The sequence below is a fragment of the Nocardia sp. NPDC056100 genome (assembly GCF_042266325.1).
GTDB lineage: Bacteria > Actinomycetota > Actinomycetes > Mycobacteriales > Mycobacteriaceae > Nocardia.
The window spans coordinates 1,334,511-1,352,396 of the sequence record NZ_JBHJVY010000004.1 but is presented as its reverse complement, the minus strand read 5'-3'; the positions used below and the strand labels follow the sequence as shown (position 1 = coordinate 1,352,396).

Genomic DNA, 17,886 nt, shown 5'->3' with positions numbered 1-17,886 from the left:
TCTCCGTTTACTGAACGAAGCTATCATGTAAACGGAGAGATTCCCTCCGGATAATCCCGGTTCCTGTTAGGATTAGGCTGTGAATCACGTCACCACCGCGCCCCCACCGCGTCGCCTGCGGGCGGATGCGGCCCGCAATCAGCAGCGCATCATCGCCGCTGCGCGCGAACTCTTCGCCGATCGCGGCCTCGAGGTCACCCTCGACGATGTGGCCGAACGCGCGGGCGTCGGCGTCGGAACCGTCTACCGGCGCTTCGCGAACAAGCAGGAGCTCATTCTCGAGGTCTTCGACGCCATGGTCACCGAGCTGGCCGCGGCCGTCGAGCTCGCCTTGCACCATCCCGATCCCTGGCAGGGCCTGGTGGAGTTGTTCGAGTACTCCTGCCGGCACATGTCCATCAACCGTGGATTCGGTGAGGTTGTGCTGGAGCTACACGACAGTATGGACCGCTTCACCGCCATGAAGGAACGGGTGCGTCCCGGAATGCAGGCGGTCATCCGCCGCGCCAAGGAGGCGGGCGCGCTGCAGCCGGATATCGAGGCGGGCGATTTCTTCGCCATGGTGAACATGGTCGACGGCGTCGCCGGTTTCGCCCGGCCCGTGAATACCGAAGTGTGGCAACGGTATATGGCGCTGGTGCTGAACGGCGTGCGCGGCGACGACGTCCCGCGGATCATTCCGACGCAGCCTCCGCTCACCGATGACGAGGTGGAACTGGCCAAAGAAGCGATGTGCAGCGGCCGGAAAAGGTAGCGAGACTCACACCGGCGGTTTAAAGTTGGTCGCATGACCAACTCGTGGGCGAACTGGGCCGGGGATCAGAGCTGTACTCCGGCGGTTATCGCCGAGCCGGGCACGCCCGAAGAAGTCGCCGCCGTGCTGGCCCGCGCGGAGGCGGACGGGCATACCGTGCGCGTCGCCGGATCGGGGCATTCCTTCACCGAGACCGTGCTCACCGACGGCACCATGCTGCGCCTGAACAAGCTCGACAAGATCCTCTCGGTGGACCGCGCGAACGGGCTGGTGCGCGCCGAAGCGGGCATCACGCTCAACGCCGCCAGCAACGCCCTGCACCCCATGGGCCTGGCCTTCCCCAATCTCGGCGATATCGATGTGCAGTCCGTGGCGGGCGCGACCGCCACCGGCACCCACGGCACCGGGGCCAAATTGCAGAACCTCTCGGCCGCACTGCAATCGGTGGAGCTCATGCTGGCCGATGGCAGCCGCGTCGAACTCAATGAGCAGACCGATCCGGACGGCTGGCGCGCCGCGCGGGTGAATGTGGGCGCGCTCGGCGTGGTCACCGCCGTCACCCTGCAGATGGTGCCGTCGTTCGTGCTCGAGGGCGTGGAGCGGCCGGTGCCGGTGGAGGATGTGCTCGCCGATCTGGACACCTTCGTGGACGGCAACGAGCATTTCGAGTTCTACATGTTCGCGCATTCGCCGCTGGCCATGACCAAGGCCAATAACACCGTCGACCTGCCCGAACAGCCGCGCGGTAAGGCGATGGACTGGTTCTCGGACATCCTGGTCACCAACTACACCTTCGACGCGCTGTGCAAGCTCACCCGCGCCCAGCCCCGCCTGATTCCGTACGTGCAGCGGGCCGCGGCCTATGCGGGCAGCTATCGGCGGCAGGTGGAGCGGTCGTACAAGGTCTTCGCCAGCCCGCGGCTGTTCCGCTTCACCGAGATGGAGTACGCCATCCCGCGCGAGCACTCCGCCGACGCGATCCGCGAGATCAAAGAGGTGGCAAGCCATTTCGATACGGCCATGCCGATCGAGGTGCGCTGGGTCGCGCCCGATGACGCCTTCCTATCCCCCGCGGGCGGCCGCGAGACCTGCTATATCGCGGTGCATCAGTACACGGGCATGGAGTACGAGCCGTATTTCCGGGCCTGCGAGGCGGTGTTCGATCGCTACAACGGCCGCCCACACTGGGGTAAGCGGCACTTCCAGACCGCCGAGACGCTGAGCGAGCGCTATCCGCACTGGGAGCAATTCGCCGAGGTGCGCAAGCGTTTCGACCCGCAGGGGCGTTTCACCAACGCGTATATCGAGCGGGTACTGGGTCCAATCGGCTGAAATGGCACTATGCTCGGTTGCTGAAAGATCGCTGTAATTGCGGAACTGCTCGTCGGACTGTCCTGGATGCGCGCCCGACCCGGGTGCGACCACACGGAGGAGGTTTCGATGTCTTCTTTCAACGACAACGTCAATGACGCGACCGATAAGGCCAAGGACGCAGCCAAGGACGCCGCGGATAAGGCCGAGGGCATGGCCGAACATATGGAAGACCGCCTCAAGCACGCGACCGATGACGTCAAGGAGAAGGTCGGCGGATTCGTCGACAAAATGAAGGAACGCCTCGGCGGCGGCGCGAAGTAGGGGCACCGAATATGCCGACGAATGACAATATCGGCGATTCCGCCGAAAAGGTGGCCGGTGATATCGGCGGCGGCGCCGGGGAATTCGCCGATAAGGCCCAGGCGGCCGCCGGACAGCTCGCCGAGCGCGCGAGCGGTGCGGCCGCCGAACTCGCGGACCGGGCCAGCAGCGCCGCCGCCGACCTCGCCGATATGGCGAAGGCATTCGCCGACAAAATAAACACCGACGATATGCAGGGCACCCTGGAACAGGTGCGCGCCAATCTGGAACACGCCGCCCAGGATGTGATGGCGGCGGTCAACGAGATCGTCGAAGCCGTGAAGAACAAGGTCGGCAAGTAGTATCCGCAACCCCGATGCCGAGCCGCCGCGCTCGGCATCGGGGTTGTCGCACATCGGAGTTCGGACCGTCGCACCACCTCGACAGGGAGCCACCCACGTGAGCGCACCGAGCAAACCCTCGTCCGATCCGGCTCCGATCCATCACCGAGTGGCGGTCGCGCCCAGGGTGTTCTGGCCCTCGGCCATCGTGGTGACGGCATTCACCCTGTACGCCATTATCTTTCGCGATCTGGCGGCGCGGCAGGCGAAGGCGATCCAGGACAATGTGATCGGCAGTTTCGGCTGGTACTACATCGTCATCGTGACGCTGTTCGTGGTGTTCGCCATCTGGCTCGGGCTGGGGCGATTCGGCGATATCAATCTCGGCGATGACGGTGAGAAGGCCGAATACTCCATGGGCGCTTGGCTTTCCATGCTGTTCGCGGCCGGGATGGGTATCGGCCTGGTGTTCTGGGGTGTGGCCGAACCGCTGTTCCACTATGACGAGCCGCGGCCCGGGGTCGGGTCGACCTCGGCGCAGCGCGCCGATGCCGCCATGGTGCAGACATTCCTGCACTGGGGGATTCATCCGTGGGCCATCTACGTGGTGGTGGGCTTGGCGATCGCATATTCGATCCATCGCAAGGGACGGCCGGTGTCGATTCGCTGGTCGCTGGAATCGCTTGTGGGCGATCGCATTCGGGGCTGGCGCGGTGATGTCATCGATATCGTCGCGGTCATCGGCACGGTGTTCGGCGTGGCCACTTCGCTCGGACTGGGCATTCTGCAGATCTCGGCGGGCCTGAATTATGAAGGCTGGCTGCATGACCCGGGCAAGGGCTTGCAGGTGGTGCTGATCATCGGTGTCACCGCGCTGGCCACCATCTCGGTGGTGACCGGGGTGGACAAGGGCATCAAGCTGCTCTCGCAGGCGAATATGGGGGTGGCCGGATTGCTGCTGCTGTACGTGCTGGTGGCGGGTCCGACGCTGTTCATCGTCAATGATCTGGTGCAGAACATCGGCACGTACATCCAGCAATTGCCGAAGATCAGCCTCTACACCGGCGCCACCGAGGGGGCCGACGGCACCGCGTGGACGCAGCGGTGGACGGTCTTCTACTGGGGCTGGTGGATTTCCTGGGCCCCGTTCGTCGGTGTGTTCATCGCCCGAATCTCGCGCGGGCGCACGGTGCGCGAATTCGTGGCCGGGGTGCTGCTGGTGCCGACGCTGCTGACCTTCGTGTGGTTCGCGGTATTCGGCGGGGCGGGTCTGCATCGCGAAATGCTCGGCGGCGGTGGACTTATCGGGCCGGACGGACCGGATCGCGATAGCGCGCTGTTCGCCATGCTCGATACCTTGCCGGGCGGCAGCCTCACCGCCGGACTGGCGATGCTGGTGATCGTGCTGTTCTTCATCACTTCGGCGGATTCCGGTGCGCTGGTGGTGAATATGTTGTCCTCGGGCGGAAATCCGGAGCCGCCCAAGTGGAGTCGGGCATTCTGGACCGCGATGCAGGGTGCGGTGGCCATCGCGCTGCTGGTGGCCAGCGGTACCGGCACCGCCGCGCTCACCACCCTGCAGACCGTGGCGATCCTGATCGCGCTGCCGTTCAGCGTCGTCATGCTCGCCATGTGCTGGGCGCTGGTGCGCACCTTCAAGGCCGAGCGTGGCGGCTGATCAGATCACATACCGCTCACCATGTGACGACTGTCAAAAACGTCAGCGCCTTGTCCGAAATGCCGTGCGGCCTGCCCTTAGACTTCGAGACAGTAGATTACGAATTCGTCTCGGATTGGATATTCCTGCATCATGCTCAAGGGTTTCAAAGACTTCCTGATGAGGGGCAACGTGCTCGACCTCGCGGTCGCGGTTGTCATGGGAACCGCGTTCACCGCCATCGTCACCTCGGTGACCAAGGGGCTGATCGAGCCGCTGCTGGCGACCGCCGGCGGTAATAGCGAATTCGGTCTGGGCTTCCAGATTCTGGCGAGCAAGCCGTCCACGTTCGTGGCGCTGGGCCCGATCATCAGCGCCGCGATCAACTTCGTGACCGTGGCCGCGGTGCTGTACTTCGTGCTGATTCTGCCGATGAAGCATCTGCAGGCCCGGCTGTCCAAGCCGACCGCGGTCAAGGCCGATCCGACCGAGCTGGAGCTGCTCACCGAGATCCGCGACCTGCTCGCCAAGCAGAAGGCCGAGACGGGCGAAACACTGAACAAGTAGGTCACGACCGCCTCCCCGGGCCGGGGCTAGGGTGCTAGCCAGAGCGTTGCTGGCTAGTTCTCCGGGCACTCGATACGAGGAGGCGGGACCGTGGGCCGCATTCCGCCGCGACAGCTGTCGCAGGCTGGACCGGATCATGAGCATCCCGCCGCGCCCGGGCGCTGGGCGATGCTCGCGGTGCTGTGCTGCAGCCTGCTGCTGGTGGCCATGGACGCCACGATTCTGAATGTGGCGCTGCCGTCCCTGATCGACCATATGGATCCCAGTCCGATGGAACAGCTGTGGATCGTCGACCTCTACGGCCTGGTTCTCGGCGGCTTGCTCATCACCTGCGGTGCGATCGGCGACCGCTACGGCCGCAAGCGTTTGTTCATAGCGGGTTTCGTACTCTTCGGCGTGGCCTCGGTGATCGCGGCGATGGCGCATTCGCCCGCGCAGCTCATCGCCGGGCGCGCACTGCTCGGTGTCGGCGGGGCCATGGTGATGCCGTCCACGCTCTCGCTGATCCGCAATATCTTCACCGATGATCATGAGCGCACCCAGGCCATCGGCATCTGGGCATCGGTCGCGGGGGCGGGCGCGGCCATCGGCCCGCTGGTGGGCGGGCATCTGGTGGAGGCGTTCGGATGGTCGGCCGCGTTCTGGCTGAATGTGCCGGTGGTCGTGGTGACGGTGACCGCGGCGATCTGGCTACTGCCGGAATATCGGGCACCGCAGATCGGCAGCCTGGATTGGCTCAGCGCGCTGCTGTCGGTGCTGGGCATCGTGGCGCTGGCGTGGGGTATCAAGCATGTGGCCAAGGGCAATCCGGCCGCGCTCGATCTGGTGATCCTGGTGGCGTCGGTGCTGCTGCTCGGACTGTTCGCGTATCGCCAGTTGCGCTCGCCCGATCCACTGCTGGATGTGCGGCTGTTCCGCAATCGCGCGTTCACCGCCGCCGCGCTGGCGACGCTGCTGGCCATGCTGGCCATCGGTGCGGCGCTGTTCCTGATCTCGTTGTGGCTGCAATACATTCACGGCTACACACCGTCCGAGGCCGGATTGCGCACGGTGCCCGCGGCGATCGCGACACTGCTGGGCTCGCTGTCCACGCCGTGGCTGCTGCGACGGGTCGGGGTGCGATTCCTGATGGGCTTCGGCCTGGGCGCGCTGGCCGTGGGTTTCATTGTGCTGGCGGCCATTCCGACCACCACGTATCCGCTGGTGGCGTTGATTCTGGTGTGCCTGGGCATCGGCGACGGGGTGGCGATCACCACGGCCGCGGCGGTGCTGGTCTCGGCGGTGCCGCCGGAGCGGGCGGGGATGGCGGGCGCGGTGGAGGAGACCAATTACGAGCTCGGCATCGGATTGGGCGTGGCGCTGCTGGGCAGTATTCACGGCCGGTTGTTCGTCTCGCATATGACGGATCTGCCGCTGTCCGGGGAGCAGCTCGATACCGCGCGCGGTTCGGTCGGCGGTGCGGCGTATGTGGCGGATCAGGTGGGCGGGACGACCGGTGCGCAGGTGCTCGAAATCGCCCAGCACGCTTATGATTCCGCGCTCACCACCACCTCGTGGATTTCCGCGGGACTGGTCGGGGCGGTCGCGGTGCTGACCGTGGTGCTGGTGCCGCGCGGGTTCACCGCCACCTCGGCGCACTGACCGAGCCCGGGCGCTCACACCGGTTCGATGCGGAGTTCGCGTTCCACGACGCGGTGTGCGACCTCGACCAGGGACAGGCTGTTGATGAAGGCGTAGCCGCGCAATCGGGCGTAGGCGTCGGCGATATCGATGCCGAGTTCTCCGCTGGTCATGGCCGCCGCCTGGTGAATCCATCTGCTGGACAGCGGTTGTGCCCACTGCCGGGCCTCGTCCCCGGAGGCGAGTACCAGGCTCGCGGTCACCAGATCCGCGATGTGCAGGGCCGCCGCGAGCAGGCGCGGACCGGGCCTGCCGACGGTGTCGCGGTACAGATCCACCGCGCCGAGCGGCAGCGGCCCCAATCGCAGCGGCACCGCGAACAACGAACCGGAGACCGCCACGCCCGCAAGGGCTTCGGCGAAGCCGGGCCAGCGCTCGTAGACGGAGGCGAAGTCCGCGATCGTCACCGGTGTGCCGTGCGCCGACGCCGATACCGCGGGTCCCTCCCCCACCGTGGCCTGCGCCCGCTCCACCTGATCGGCGAAATCGTCACTGGCGCACCAGGGTTGCATACCCGCGTCGATCTCGTGCAGCACGATGGCGGCGCGGCGCACCGGCAGCACCCGCACGCACGCGTCGCAGACCGCCGCCAGCCCGCCGCCGGCGTCGCGAACCGCCCGCAGGAACTGCCCGGTCAGCTGATCGAACTGTGTACCCATCCCTCGAACCGCCCCACACTCATCGTTCCGCGAGGAGTAATTCGGTGCCCTGCGCCCATGGTCCCGTCACAGTCCCGCAACGAAAAGGGCCGAAAGTCCCACAGTGGCATGAGTATCCGTCTACCGAGTGGATCCGGCCCAGGTCACGCCGGGGCAACGGGTCAGTGCGATCGGTCGTCGCCGGGGGCGTCGGTGAAGCCGATGGCGGCGTGCGTGCCGTCGCAGAAGGGTTTGTTGCGGGATTCACCGCAGCGGCAGAGCGTGACGCGGTTGCGGATCTCGTAATCGGTGCCGTCGGCGGCGGTGACCTGGATGCCGCCGCGCACCCAGTAGGGCCCGCTCACCTCTTTGGCCGGATCTTCCACCAGGCCAATGGATTTGGGCAGTTCGGGTTCGTAGGCGGTGCGCTCGGCGAGATTCCAGGCGATCAGGCGGCCGGACGGGCAGTCCGCGGATTCGCGTTTGGTGACCGCCGCGGCCTCGTCGCCGGGTTGTTCGACCAGGTTCCAGACCTGGCCGTCGGCATCGCAGAACCGGGCGAACGCGCACAGCGACTGCGCGTCGGTGAGCGTCACCTCCGGCCCGTCCTGTTCGGTGGCCTGCGCCAGATACGGTGCGCGCGAGGCCATTTCGGTGCCGTCGAAGCCGATCTTGGCGTGTGTGCCGTCGCAGAACGGCTTCTTCGCCGAATGCCCGCAGCGGCACAGGCTGTAGTTCTCGCCGGGTGTGGCGACCGGATCGCCCTCGCGCCACTCCCGCGAATCGCCCCGGGCATCGGGAACGATGGTCTGCGTGCTCAGGGGTACGCCGCCGGTGACGCGGTACGGGCCGTTCTCGGTAACCCGGATCTGCATACGGGTTACTCCACCAGCACCGCTTCGGCGGGCCGGTGCGACACGCCGAGTCGGTACAGACCCCGCAGGTCATAGGTGTGGGTGGCGACCGCGCCGAGCAGTACGCCCAGCAGCAGTCCGAAGATCGTCATCCACAGGCCGGTGCCCAGGCCCGCCGACAGATGCCCGTCGAAGAACAGCAGCGACCGCACGGCCAGGTAGATCTGGTGCATGGGTTCGAAATTCGCCAGGAAGGCGATATAGCGCGGGGTCGCCTCGATGGGGATGCTGCCCGAGGAGGACGGCAGGCCCAGCACCACGAACACGATCATATTGATGAGCAGACCCGCGGTGCCGAACGCGGCCAGCACCGACAGCCCGGTCACCGCGACGGCGGTAATGGCGAGCGTGCCGTACAGGAACAGTGAGAACGCGTGCTCGATCGGCATATTCAGCAGTTCGGCGATGCCCAGGAACACGCCCGAGGCGATCGGCGCGGTCACCGCGGCCATGGCCCATTTCACCAGCAGCGTGCGCCAGCGCGAGATGGCCACCGGTGCGATATGCCGATACCACGGACCGTATTCGGCGGGCACGTAGCCGAGCACATTGTCGACCATGGCGTGAATGATCATGGCCCCGCTGAAGCCGACGAACAGCAGGATCAGGGTGTAGAAGAAGGCCGACAAACCCTGACCGGTGCCCTCGGGCAGCGGGTGGTACGGGCTCACCACCACATCGATGGGTTTGGCCAATTGCAGTCGCGCGGCACCGCTCAATTCGGTCGGGGCCGCGCCCGGCGCGGGTGCGAGTTTCGCCCTGACCTGCTCGGTGAGCTGGGTGCCGACGGTCGAATTGACCTGCGCCATGGCCTTATCGGTGATGCGCTGCACGATCGAGGAGGCGTAGGTGCTGGCGCGTGGATTGGTGTGCACGGTGATCACCGGGCGTTCCACATCGCCGGGCACCACCGAGGCGGTGGCCAGAATGCTCAGCCGCTTGCTGAAATCGCTGGGGATGACGATCTCGCCGTAGACCTTGCCGTCGGCCAGCAGTCGCTGTGATTCGCTGATGCCGACCACGTGCAGGTCGATCTTGTCGGCCGGGATCTGGGCGATGAGGGCCTCGGCGATCTGATCGCCGACATTGACCGGCTTGCCGTCGAGGATGTCGCCGTCGTCCTGGTTGACCAGCGCGATCGGGAAATCGTGCAGGTTCTTCTCCGGGTCCGAGGTGTACCCGAGGTACATGGTGCCCAGCAGTGCGGCGAGCAGCGTGATCACGAAGACGGGCGCGATCCAGCCGCGCAGCGGCACACCGGGCTTGGTGGCGGCCGGAATCGCCGAGGGCGCGGGATCTTTCGGCACTGGCTCACTCCATTCGATACGTACACGCTCTGAAAGTCTTCGCCAAATGTAGGCACTGACAACAAAGTAGTCAATGCCAACATCGGCCGATGTGTCCTATATCCTGCAAGCACCATGTCCATAGCCAGTTCGCGCTCCTATCACCACGGCGACCTGCGGGCCGAACTTCTGCGCCGCGCCGAGTCGCTGCTGCGCCGTTCCGGGGTCGACGGTCTGTCGCTACGGCAGCTGGCCCGCGATACCGGGGTCAGTCATGCCGCGCCGAGCAGGCATTTCCGGGATAAGCAGGCGCTGCTCGACGCGCTCGCGGTCGCCGGATTCGAACGGCTGGGGGCCTCGTTCGAGCAGGCCGCGGACGGCGGCACGCTGCTGGAGCGGATCACCGCGGTGGCGCGCGAATATCTGCGCTTCGCCATCGACAATCCGGAACTGCTGGCCGTGATGTTCGCGCGCAAGCAGCGGCAGACCCCGGCGATCCAGGCCGCGGTGGCGCAGGCCCTGGCCATGCCGTTCGCCATGATCACCGACGGGCAGGAGCGCGGTGAGGTGGTGGCGGGCGATCCACGGCGAATCTGCCTGTCGGCCATGGCCGCACTGCAGGGGCTCGCCACATTCGTCGGTTCGGGTTTCGTGGCCGCCGAGGATGCCGACGGCCTATTTGAAGAGACCGTGACCCACATGTTGGACGGTTTGCGTCCCCGTCGCTGAAGAACCGGCGTGGCACCGTTACCTTTGGTGCGGACCACCGCGAACGACGACAATCGAAGGCGGGCAGTGACAACCCCAGGGCAGGCAGTGACAACCGGAGCCGGGCAGTGACCATCGCGGGCAGGCAGTACGGCGGGCGCGCCGTCACCGAGCGCAAAGCCGAACGGCGGCAGCGGTTTCTCGATGCCGCCATCCAGATCTTCGGCGAGCGCGGCTATGCCAACTGTTCCCTGGCCGACGTCTGCGCCGCCGCCGGACTCTCCAAAAGGCAGTTCTACGAGGAGTTCACCACCCGCGAGGATGTCCTCGTCGCGGCCTACGACCAGATTCAGGACGAGGCCACGGCCGCGCTCGCCGCGGCCCTGGCCACGCTCGGGCCGGATCCGGATCCGATCGACACCGTCACCCTGGTGCTCTCCGCCTTTCTCGGTTCGGTCGGCTCGGACCCGCATCGGGCCAAGGTCGCCTTCGTGGAGGTGGTCGGGGTCAGCCAGGCCATGGAGGAGCACCGCCGCGCCCGCAGGCACGCCTGGACACTGGTCATCCGCCGCGCGCTGGAACCGCTCGCCGGACCGGGGGCCCGCATTCGCGGCAATCCGGAGATGGCGGGCAGCGCCCTGATCGGCGCGGTCAACGGCCTGGCGCACGAATGGCTGCTGTCCGATCCGCGCCCGCCGGTCAGCGAACTGGTGGACATGCTTGTCCCCATTGCGGTTTCGCTGATCATCCGGGACGAGCCCTAGATCCGCATGCGGGCCCCTACATCAGCTGCCGCATGAAGTAGGTGTACTCGAGGGCGCTGGTGTGCGCCTTCTCGTCATTGTTCGCGCCCGCGCCGTGCCCGCCCTGGGTGGCCTCGTAGAAGAAATACGGGTCACCCAGCGCGGCTAGCCGGGCGGCGAATTTGCGCGCGTGCTGCGGTCCGACGCGGTCGTCCTTGCTGGTCGTCCAGACGAACGGCTCCGGATACTTCACCCCGGACTTCAATCGCGCGTAGGGCGAGATGGATTCGAGGAAGGCACGCTCCTCGGGGACCGACATGGACCCGTACTCACCCACCCAGGACGCGCCCGCCGCGATCTGCTCGTACCGCTCCATATCCAGCAGCGGTATCTGAATGTCCACCGCGCTCCACAGTTCCGGATGCTGGGTGAACTCCACGCCCATGAGCAGTCCGCCATTGGAGCCGCCCTGGATCCCGAGATGCCGTGGCGTGCTGATATTCCGGGCGATGAGATCGTCCGCCACCGCGGCGAAATCATCGAAAGCCTTCTGCCGCTTGGTCTTCAGTGCCGCCTCATGCCAGGCCGGACCGTATTCGCCGCCACCGCGAATATTGGCGATGACGTACGCCCCGCCCTTCTCCAGCCAGGATTTGCCCAGCAGCCCGTTGTAGCCGGGCGTGGATGACAGCCCGAACCCGCCGTAGGCGTACACGATGGTCGGGGTGCTGCCGTCGTATTTCATATCGGCCGCGTGCACGATGAAGTACGGCACCTTGGTGCCGTCCGCGGAGTCGGCCTTCAGCTGCTCAACCACGAAGCGGGACGAATCGAACCGCGCCGGTGCGGATTTCACCGGAGCCAGGCGGCCGCTCGCGGCATCCAGACTCCACAGCGTGGAGGGCGTGAGCAGTGAGGTGACCGAGAGGTAGGCAGTCTCACCGCGCGAATCCGCGTCCACGCCATAGACGGTCGCGTTATCGGGCAGGGGCACCGGGGCGCTCGTCCATGAGCCGTCCGGCTGCGGGGTGTAGACGGTGGCACGGCCCTTCACGTCGTACAGCGAGGTCACCACCGCATGCCCGCGCGTGGTCATGACCGATTGGAACGCCTCCTGCGGACCGGGGATGTACACCACCTTGGCCCGCAGATCGTCCGGATGCCGCGCCATCTCATCGGCGTCGAGGGAGATGAGCGAACCGGACTGGAATGTCGCACCGCCCGTGGTCCAGTCGTCCTTCAGCTGGACCAGCACCCGAGTGCCGACCATGCCCGCCACCTCGGATTTCGGCGGCAGCGCCAGGCGCACGGGTTTGCCGTTCACGAGCAGGTTGAACTGCGCCTCGAAGAACGAGGGGCGGCGCACCACCATGCTGACCCGATGCCCGTCACCGCCGTCCAGCACCTGCGGTGCGGTGCCGAGCCCGTCGGCGGGATCACCGCGCAGCACCTCGGCGGCCTGATCCAGCGGCTGCCCGCGCTGCCAGCTCTTGACGATGTACGGATAGCTCGAGGCGGTCTTCTCCCCCGGCTGCCATTCCCGCGAGATCAGCAGCGTGTCATCGTCCGCCCACGCGACGTACTGCTTACCGCGCTCGAGGCTGAACCCGTTCGGCACGAATTGCCCGGTGCTGCGGTCGAATTCGCGCACCGTGACCGCGTCCTCACCGCCTTCGGACAGACTCACCAGGCAGCGCGTACCCCGATTGGGTGCGCAGGTCATGCCCTCCCACACCCAATTGCGCCCCTCGGCGGCGGCCAGCGCGTCCAGATCGAGCACGGTCTTCCACTGCGGTTGCGGCGCTTCGTAATCGGCGAGGGTGGTCTCGCGCCAGATTCCGCGCTGATGGTCACCGTCCTGCCAGAAATTGCCGATGGCGCCGTCCCGGAACTCGGGCGCGGGGAGCCGATCCGGGGCATTGGCGAGGGCCTTGGCCTGTGCGAGATTGTCCGCGTATCGCGGATCCTTCTCCAGCACCCCGAGTGTCTTGGCGTTCTCGGACGCGACCCAGGACTGCACCCGGGGCGAATCCAGCTCCTCCAGCCAGCGGAACTCGTCCCCCGAGCTCCCGGATCCGGCGCAGCCCGTGACGACCACGGCGATCATCACGACTATCGCGGCTCGCCGGCCGATTCGGTTCCCGCCCGCACCGGCCACGAATCTTCCTGCACGAGCCATGAATCCCCCCGTTTCATGATCATGCGCCCGCCCCGGGCGAAGCGTCGAAGGGCAGACTACCGTGCTCAGCCGACACTTTCACCGGGCCGATCGCCCCCGCCATATCGAGATTGCCGGTGGTGCGCGGCAGGAGTTGTCGGTGGTGCGCGGCAAGATCGGTGCCGGGTGCCGGGCCGGGACAGCGCGGTGGAGAGGGTGTTATGACGACAGAGGACGAATGGTCCGTTCCCGCGCAATGGCGGGCGAAGGCGGAACCGTTCCGGGGGCGGAACACGGTGGGGGCCCGGGAGATCCCGGCCGATGCGACGGGGCGGCTGGCCGCGCTGCTGGGGCGGTACAGCCCGCGGGTCCGGTCCTGGCTGGAGGTGCCGCCGGAGGGCGAATTCGGCGCGGCCGTGGTGGCGGCCACGGGGTACATCCAAGCGCCGGATGCCCCGATCACACCGTTGGCGGCGGCGGTGGTGTGGGCGCTGGCGGATTACGACCTGCGGCATCGCGAGTCCGAGCGCATCGAGATGCGGGATCACTTCCTGGACAGCTGGATTCAGCGGCACGGACCGGTCTTCGCGGCCGAGACCGTGGTGTGGAGTCGTGGCATCGTGGTGGATCGCCGACGGTCCAGCGAGGGCTGGCTGGCCGCGGTGCTGGAGCTCGCCGCGCCCGACGATCCCAATCTGATCGGTTTCGACTATCTGGCGCAGAGTCTTCGGGCGCATCTCGCGAGCGTCCCGGACGACGAGTATCAGGCTGTGGTGCAACGCCTTTCGGAACTTCGCGAGGATCCCGGCACGGTGTGGGCGCGGCTGGCGTGCACCTATCTGGTTCCCGATCAACAGGAGTGGCTGGATACCGATCTCGCGGCCGATGGCCGGAATCCGCGCAGCCGGGCGCGCACCATGCTGTCCTCGTGCCTGACCACCGGAGCCCAGCTCGACCGCTTCCTGGAGGTCACCGGCCCACCGGTGTACAGCCCGGACTCGCAGAAGTTCAGCATGCTGACCCAGGTCGGACCCGCCGCGGTGCCGATGATCCTGCAACAGTTCGACTGGGCGGCGGGCAATAATTGGACCGCGGATATCAAAACACTGTCCGGCATGCTGTCCCACGTGCCGACCGATGCCGCCTATCAGGCGCTGCTGAATCGGATCGACAACAAACACGTTGCCGCCGCACTGGACAAGGCTTCTGCCCGCTATCCGCGCCGGGCCATGCGGCTGCTGTCCCGTCAGGCCGCCGAACTGGCCACCCCGCTGGTGGTCCGGACATTGCGGTTGCACGCGGCGGCGTATCCGGATCTGATCGCCGAATACGCTGTGGTGCAAGCGCTTCCGCTGCTCGAGATCAACAAGCGGCTGCCCGACGCCGATACCGCCGCGCTGCCGCCCGCGCTCACCGGCGCACCGCCCAAGAAGGCTCCGAAACCGCCGAAATGGCTGGTGCCCACCCTCCTACCGCAGCTCCGGCTGCGCGAGACCGATACCGCGTTGCCGGATATCGCTGCCACACGGTTCATTACGATGCTGATCGCGTCCGCCGCCGATGACGATCACCCCGGGGTCGCCGAGGTGATCGCGGCCGTCGAACCGGCCGCGCTGGCCGAATTCACCTGGGCCATCTTCGATGCCTGGCAGCTGGCGGCCTATCCGGCCAAGAACGGCTGGGTGCTGCACGCGCTCGCGCTCACCGGCAATGACGACACCGCGCGCCGCCTGGTCCCGTATATCACTGCCTGGCCGGGTAAGTCCGGCAGTGCGCGGGCGGTGGAGGGACTGCGGGTGCTGGCCGCCATCGGCGGTGAGATCGCGCTCATGCACCTGCATTCCATCGCCGGGAAGACCAAATACGACAGCCTGCGCACCGAGGCCGAGAAGCAGGTGGCGGCCATCGCCGAACGGCTCGGCCTGGGCGAGGAGGAGCTGGCCGATCGGGTCGTCCCGCATCTTGGCCTGTCCCCGGACAGCACGCTGCGACTGAACTACGGACCGCGCGAGTTCGAGGTCGGCCTGGATCATGAACTGCGGCCGAGCATTTCGGCCGGGGGCCGATCCCTGCACAGCATGCCCAAACCCGCCGCGGCCGATGATCCCGAGCTCGCGCCGGTGGCCTATCAATCCTTCCGCGATTTCGCGAAGGAGCTCAAAACGGTCACCACCGATCAGCTGCGGCGTTTCGAGGCCGCCATGGTGGACGGCCGCCGCTGGCGCGCGCCCGCGCAGCGCGCCATGATCATCGAGCATCCGGTGCTGGGTCAGCTGGCGCGACGGCTGGTGTGGGCGATCTTCGCCGCCGACGGCACGGTGAGCGGATCGTTCCGGGTCGATCAGGACGGCACCCTGGCCGATAGCGAGGACGAACGCCTCGAACTACCGGTGGACGCGCTGGTCGGCATCGCGCATCCGCTGCACCTCGGCGATGATCTGACGCGCTGGCGGGAGGTGTTCACCGATTACGAACTGCTGCAACCGTTCGAACAGCTGGAGCGGCCGGTGTACCGGTTCACCCCGCAGGAGGCGGCCGGGAAGGAATTGCCGCGCTTCGTCGATCGCAAGGTGCCGACCGGCAAGCTGTACGGCCTGCGCCAGCGCGGCTGGGAGCTGGGGTATTCCACGCTGTCCCACCGGTTCGGGGTGAACCGGCAGGTCGTGGTCAATGTGAGTCCGGGCATTCACGGCGGCTACAGCTACGAGGCCGAGGAACAGCTCATCGTCTCGGTGCTGTGCGAAGGCGGTGAGTTCGGCGAGCTGGACGCGCTCACCGCCTCCGAACTACTGCGTCAGCTGGAGCGATTGGCCGCGTGAGCCCCGGCGCGGCGGCCGAAGAACGATCCCGCGCCGAGCTGGGTGCCGCTGGAGTAACCCTTGCCGTCCTGGGCCAGGGTCGCCGCGGTCGCGCCCGCCGCGTACAGGCCGGGAATGGGTGATCCGTTCTCGTGCAGCACTTCTCCGTCCACGGAGGTGTGCAGTCCGCCCAGGGTGAAGCCCGCGTACAGGGCCTTGCCCAGGGTCAGGTCGAATGCCGCCCACGGGCCTTTGTCCTGCGGGGCGAGCCAATCCGGGTACTTGTGGAAGTCCGGATCCTCGCCGCGCGCGGCATGCTCGTTGTACCGGTCGAGGGTGGCTTGCAGTGCCGCATAAGGGATTCCGAGCGCTTCGGCCATTTCCTCGACGGTCTCCCAGCCGTCGATGAACGGGGCGAGCGGGAACATCGGGCGTTCCATATGTTCGGAGTCGACGATCAGATACGCTGCCGCGCCGGGCTGTTCGAGCACGAACGCGGAGGTGCGCGAATGGTATGAGTCCTCGGCGACGAAGCGCTTGCCCTCCTTGTTCACCACGAGTCCGGTGAGCAGGATCGATGGCGGGTACACCGGCGCGGTCACGAACGCCTGGTCCATATTCCGGGCGGTGCCGCCCGCCGCCAGGCCCAGGCGCAGACCGGTCCCGTCGTCATAGGTGGTGCCGAGCACGAACGGCTTCTCGGCCAGCCACGGCACGTTCTCGGCGACCATCTCCGCGTTCATGACGAAGCCGCCGGTGGCCAGGACCACCGAATTCGCTTTCACCGCACCGGTTTCGCCGGGCCGCCGCCAGCGCACGCCGACAATGCCACCCTCGGCGTCGGCGACCAGATCGGTCACCCCGGTCTCGTACCAGACCTCAACGCCCAGCGCCGCCGCCCGCTTCACCAGCAGTTCGATCACCATGGCCGCGCCCTGGGTATCGCCGGGCACCGGCACCTTATGTCCGCGCGGCGCGGGTACGGCCTGATCGCGGTGCGGCCACACCTTCTCGTTGCCGGTGTACATCAGGCCCTGGGTGCCGGGCTGGATGACCGCCTTCTCCGGGTAGTAGCTGCGCTCGAATTGGAAGCCGAGCCCCTCGAGCCAGTCGAAATGCTCGATGCTGCCGTCGCAGTAGGCGCGGATCTTCTCCGGTTCCGGTTCGCGCGCCACCGAGAGCAGGTACTTGTACATCTCCTCGGCCGAATCCTGTTGTCCGGTGGCCTTTTGCACCGCGGTGCCGCCGCCGAGGTAGAAGTGCCCACCGGCCAGCGCGGTGGTGCCGCCGGCCACGGCGGCGCGTTCCAGGATCAGCACCCGCGCACCGCGCGCGGCGGCCTCGACCGCGGCGCAGCCACCGGCGATGCCGAATCCGGCTACCACCACGTCATATTCGGCGGTCCACTCGGTCACCGATTCCAGCGCAACGACTTCCGGCGCTCTCGTGCTCACAGCGCACCCTTCTTGATCTGTTCGAAGAACTTCCGCATATTCGCCCCCACCTCGGCGAGTTCGATATAGGGCACCCCGGCGTCCGCGCCGTCGAGGTAGGCGAAGCGCATCTCACCGCCCATGGTGCCCTGCTGCAGCACGTCGATGCCCTGTGCCGCGGCGTCTTTCAGCGCGGCGTCGAAATCGGCGGGTTCGGCGCAGACGTGATGCAGGCCCGGTCCGCCGCGCTCCAGGAATTCGGTGTAGATGGACGCGCCGCGGACGGGCTGGATCAGCTCGTACTGCATATCCCCGTTGTAGGCGAGGGAGATGTGCGCGGTGAAATCCGCGGGCTCACCCCGGTAGACGCAGGTGTCCGGGCCGAAGTGGATATCCGGCATGCGCGTCCACTTGCCCGCGCCGAGCGTCGCGCCCAGGAACTCCTCGCTCCGCGCCACATCCGTGACGACCCAGGCGATCTGGGTTATCGGTCCTATCGACAGCATTGTCGTATTCACTCCTCCGTGCCACTTCTTCGGAGCCTAACCCGAATCCGCCGGGGCGACCCGGACAAGAACGAAGGCCCGGTCCATGG

At 66.8% G+C, this 17,886-nt stretch carries 16 protein-coding genes; 10 read left to right on the top strand and 6 right to left on the bottom strand.

The features are described from left to right. Positions 1 to 79 precede the first annotated feature (79 nt). From ACFC0O_RS36575 to ACFC0O_RS36545, 7 genes are all read left to right on the top strand, one after another. On the top strand, positions 80 to 754 hold the full coding sequence (locus ACFC0O_RS36575; RefSeq protein ID WP_375966312.1) for a TetR/AcrR family transcriptional regulator: 675 nt from the start codon (positions 80 to 82) through the stop codon (positions 752 to 754). Between the two features lie 33 nt (positions 755 to 787). Further along, positions 788 to 2,086: a D-arabinono-1,4-lactone oxidase gene (locus tag ACFC0O_RS36570; protein WP_375966310.1), complete on the top strand. Its 1,299-nt coding sequence runs from the start codon at positions 788 to 790 to the stop codon at positions 2,084 to 2,086. Between the two features lie 108 nt (positions 2,087 to 2,194). Next, positions 2,195 to 2,389 carry a hypothetical protein gene (locus ACFC0O_RS36565; RefSeq protein WP_364638988.1) on the top strand — a complete coding sequence of 65 codons (195 nt, stop codon included), beginning with the start codon at positions 2,195 to 2,197 and terminating at the stop codon, positions 2,387 to 2,389. A gap of 11 nt (positions 2,390 to 2,400) precedes the next feature. Then, positions 2,401 to 2,730 (top strand): hypothetical protein, encoded by a 330-nt coding sequence (locus ACFC0O_RS36560; RefSeq protein ID WP_375966308.1) that lies wholly within the window; start codon positions 2,401 to 2,403, stop codon positions 2,728 to 2,730. Between the two features lie 97 nt (positions 2,731 to 2,827). Continuing rightward, positions 2,828 to 4,387 (top strand): BCCT family transporter, encoded by a 1,560-nt coding sequence (locus ACFC0O_RS36555; protein WP_375966305.1) that lies wholly within the window; start codon positions 2,828 to 2,830, stop codon positions 4,385 to 4,387. A gap of 132 nt (positions 4,388 to 4,519) precedes the next feature. Continuing rightward, positions 4,520 to 4,933 (top strand): large conductance mechanosensitive channel protein MscL, encoded by a 414-nt coding sequence (mscL, locus tag ACFC0O_RS36550; protein ID WP_375966302.1) that lies wholly within the window; start codon positions 4,520 to 4,522, stop codon positions 4,931 to 4,933. A 90-nt stretch (positions 4,934 to 5,023) separates the two neighbouring features. Next, positions 5,024 to 6,574 (top strand): MFS transporter, encoded by a 1,551-nt coding sequence (locus ACFC0O_RS36545; protein ID WP_375966299.1) that lies wholly within the window; start codon positions 5,024 to 5,026, stop codon positions 6,572 to 6,574. A 14-nt stretch (positions 6,575 to 6,588) separates the two neighbouring features. Here the strand turns inward: ACFC0O_RS36545 and ACFC0O_RS36540 are convergent, their stop codons facing one another. From ACFC0O_RS36540 to ACFC0O_RS36530, 3 genes are all read right to left on the bottom strand, one after another. After that, positions 6,589 to 7,272, bottom strand: coding sequence for a GAF and ANTAR domain-containing protein (locus ACFC0O_RS36540; RefSeq protein ID WP_375966296.1), 684 nt, complete (start codon positions 7,270 to 7,272; stop codon positions 6,589 to 6,591). Positions 7,273 to 7,433: 161 nt separating this feature from the next. Then, positions 7,434 to 8,126, bottom strand: a complete 693-nt coding sequence (locus ACFC0O_RS36535) for a CDGSH iron-sulfur domain-containing protein (RefSeq protein ID WP_375966293.1) — start codon at positions 8,124 to 8,126, stop codon at positions 7,434 to 7,436. Positions 8,127 to 8,131: 5 nt separating this feature from the next. Continuing rightward, entirely contained in the window at positions 8,132 to 9,472 is a 1,341-nt protein-coding gene (locus tag ACFC0O_RS36530; protein ID WP_375966291.1) for a DUF3533 domain-containing protein, read from the bottom strand. Between the two features lie 114 nt (positions 9,473 to 9,586). On the opposite strand from ACFC0O_RS36530, the gene ACFC0O_RS36525 reads away from it, so the two are divergent. Beyond that, positions 9,587 to 10,180 (top strand): TetR/AcrR family transcriptional regulator, encoded by a 594-nt coding sequence (locus ACFC0O_RS36525; RefSeq protein WP_375966288.1) that lies wholly within the window; start codon positions 9,587 to 9,589, stop codon positions 10,178 to 10,180. A 107-nt stretch (positions 10,181 to 10,287) separates the two neighbouring features. Continuing rightward, on the top strand, positions 10,288 to 10,923 hold the full coding sequence (locus tag ACFC0O_RS36520; RefSeq protein ID WP_364639013.1) for a TetR/AcrR family transcriptional regulator: 636 nt from the start codon (positions 10,288 to 10,290) through the stop codon (positions 10,921 to 10,923). Between the two features lie 16 nt (positions 10,924 to 10,939). Here the strand turns inward: ACFC0O_RS36520 and ACFC0O_RS36515 are convergent, their stop codons facing one another. Continuing rightward, positions 10,940 to 13,081: a prolyl oligopeptidase family protein gene (locus ACFC0O_RS36515; RefSeq protein WP_375966284.1), complete on the bottom strand. Its 2,142-nt coding sequence runs from the start codon at positions 13,079 to 13,081 to the stop codon at positions 10,940 to 10,942. Between the two features lie 200 nt (positions 13,082 to 13,281). Here ACFC0O_RS36515 and ACFC0O_RS36510 point away from each other — a divergent pair, with 200 nt between their 5' ends. Further along, positions 13,282 to 15,879: a DUF4132 domain-containing protein gene (locus ACFC0O_RS36510; protein WP_375966281.1), complete on the top strand. Its 2,598-nt coding sequence runs from the start codon at positions 13,282 to 13,284 to the stop codon at positions 15,877 to 15,879. On the opposite strand, the gene ACFC0O_RS36505 is transcribed toward ACFC0O_RS36510, so the two are convergent. Both ACFC0O_RS36505 and ACFC0O_RS36500 read right to left on the bottom strand, forming a co-directional pair. Then, complete coding sequence (locus tag ACFC0O_RS36505) at positions 15,855 to 17,312, bottom strand: FAD-binding protein (protein ID WP_375966278.1); 1,458 nt, start codon at positions 17,310 to 17,312, stop codon at positions 15,855 to 15,857. The genes ACFC0O_RS36510 and ACFC0O_RS36505 overlap by 25 nt on opposite strands. Beyond that, positions 17,309 to 17,797 carry a VOC family protein gene (locus tag ACFC0O_RS36500; protein WP_375966276.1) on the bottom strand — a complete coding sequence of 163 codons (489 nt, stop codon included), beginning with the start codon at positions 17,795 to 17,797 and terminating at the stop codon, positions 17,309 to 17,311. The genes ACFC0O_RS36505 and ACFC0O_RS36500 overlap by 4 nt, the downstream gene beginning before the upstream one ends. Positions 17,798 to 17,886: the final 89 nt, after the last annotated feature.

Bases quoted from the DNA above. Each gene is read 5' to 3' on its own strand.
- ACFC0O_RS36570 (WP_375966310.1), top strand. From the start codon at position 788: ATGACCAACTCGTGGGCGAACTGGGCCGGGGATCAGAGCTGTACTCCG.
- ACFC0O_RS36565 (WP_364638988.1), top strand. From the start codon at position 2,195: ATGTCTTCTTTCAACGACAACGTCAATGACGCGACCGATAAGGCCAAG.
- ACFC0O_RS36560 (WP_375966308.1), top strand. From the start codon at position 2,401: ATGCCGACGAATGACAATATCGGCGATTCCGCCGAAAAGGTGGCCGGT.
- mscL (WP_375966302.1), top strand. From the start codon at position 4,520: ATGCTCAAGGGTTTCAAAGACTTCCTGATGAGGGGCAACGTGCTCGAC.
- ACFC0O_RS36540 (WP_375966296.1), bottom strand. From the start codon at position 7,272: ATGGGTACACAGTTCGATCAGCTGACCGGGCAGTTCCTGCGGGCGGTT.
- ACFC0O_RS36535 (WP_375966293.1), bottom strand. From the start codon at position 8,126: ATGCAGATCCGGGTTACCGAGAACGGCCCGTACCGCGTCACCGGCGGC.
- ACFC0O_RS36525 (WP_375966288.1), top strand. From the start codon at position 9,587: ATGTCCATAGCCAGTTCGCGCTCCTATCACCACGGCGACCTGCGGGCC.
- ACFC0O_RS36515 (WP_375966284.1), bottom strand. From the start codon at position 13,081: ATGGCTCGTGCAGGAAGATTCGTGGCCGGTGCGGGCGGGAACCGAATC.
- ACFC0O_RS36510 (WP_375966281.1), top strand. From the start codon at position 13,282: ATGACGACAGAGGACGAATGGTCCGTTCCCGCGCAATGGCGGGCGAAG.
- ACFC0O_RS36500 (WP_375966276.1), bottom strand. From the start codon at position 17,797: ATGCTGTCGATAGGACCGATAACCCAGATCGCCTGGGTCGTCACGGAT.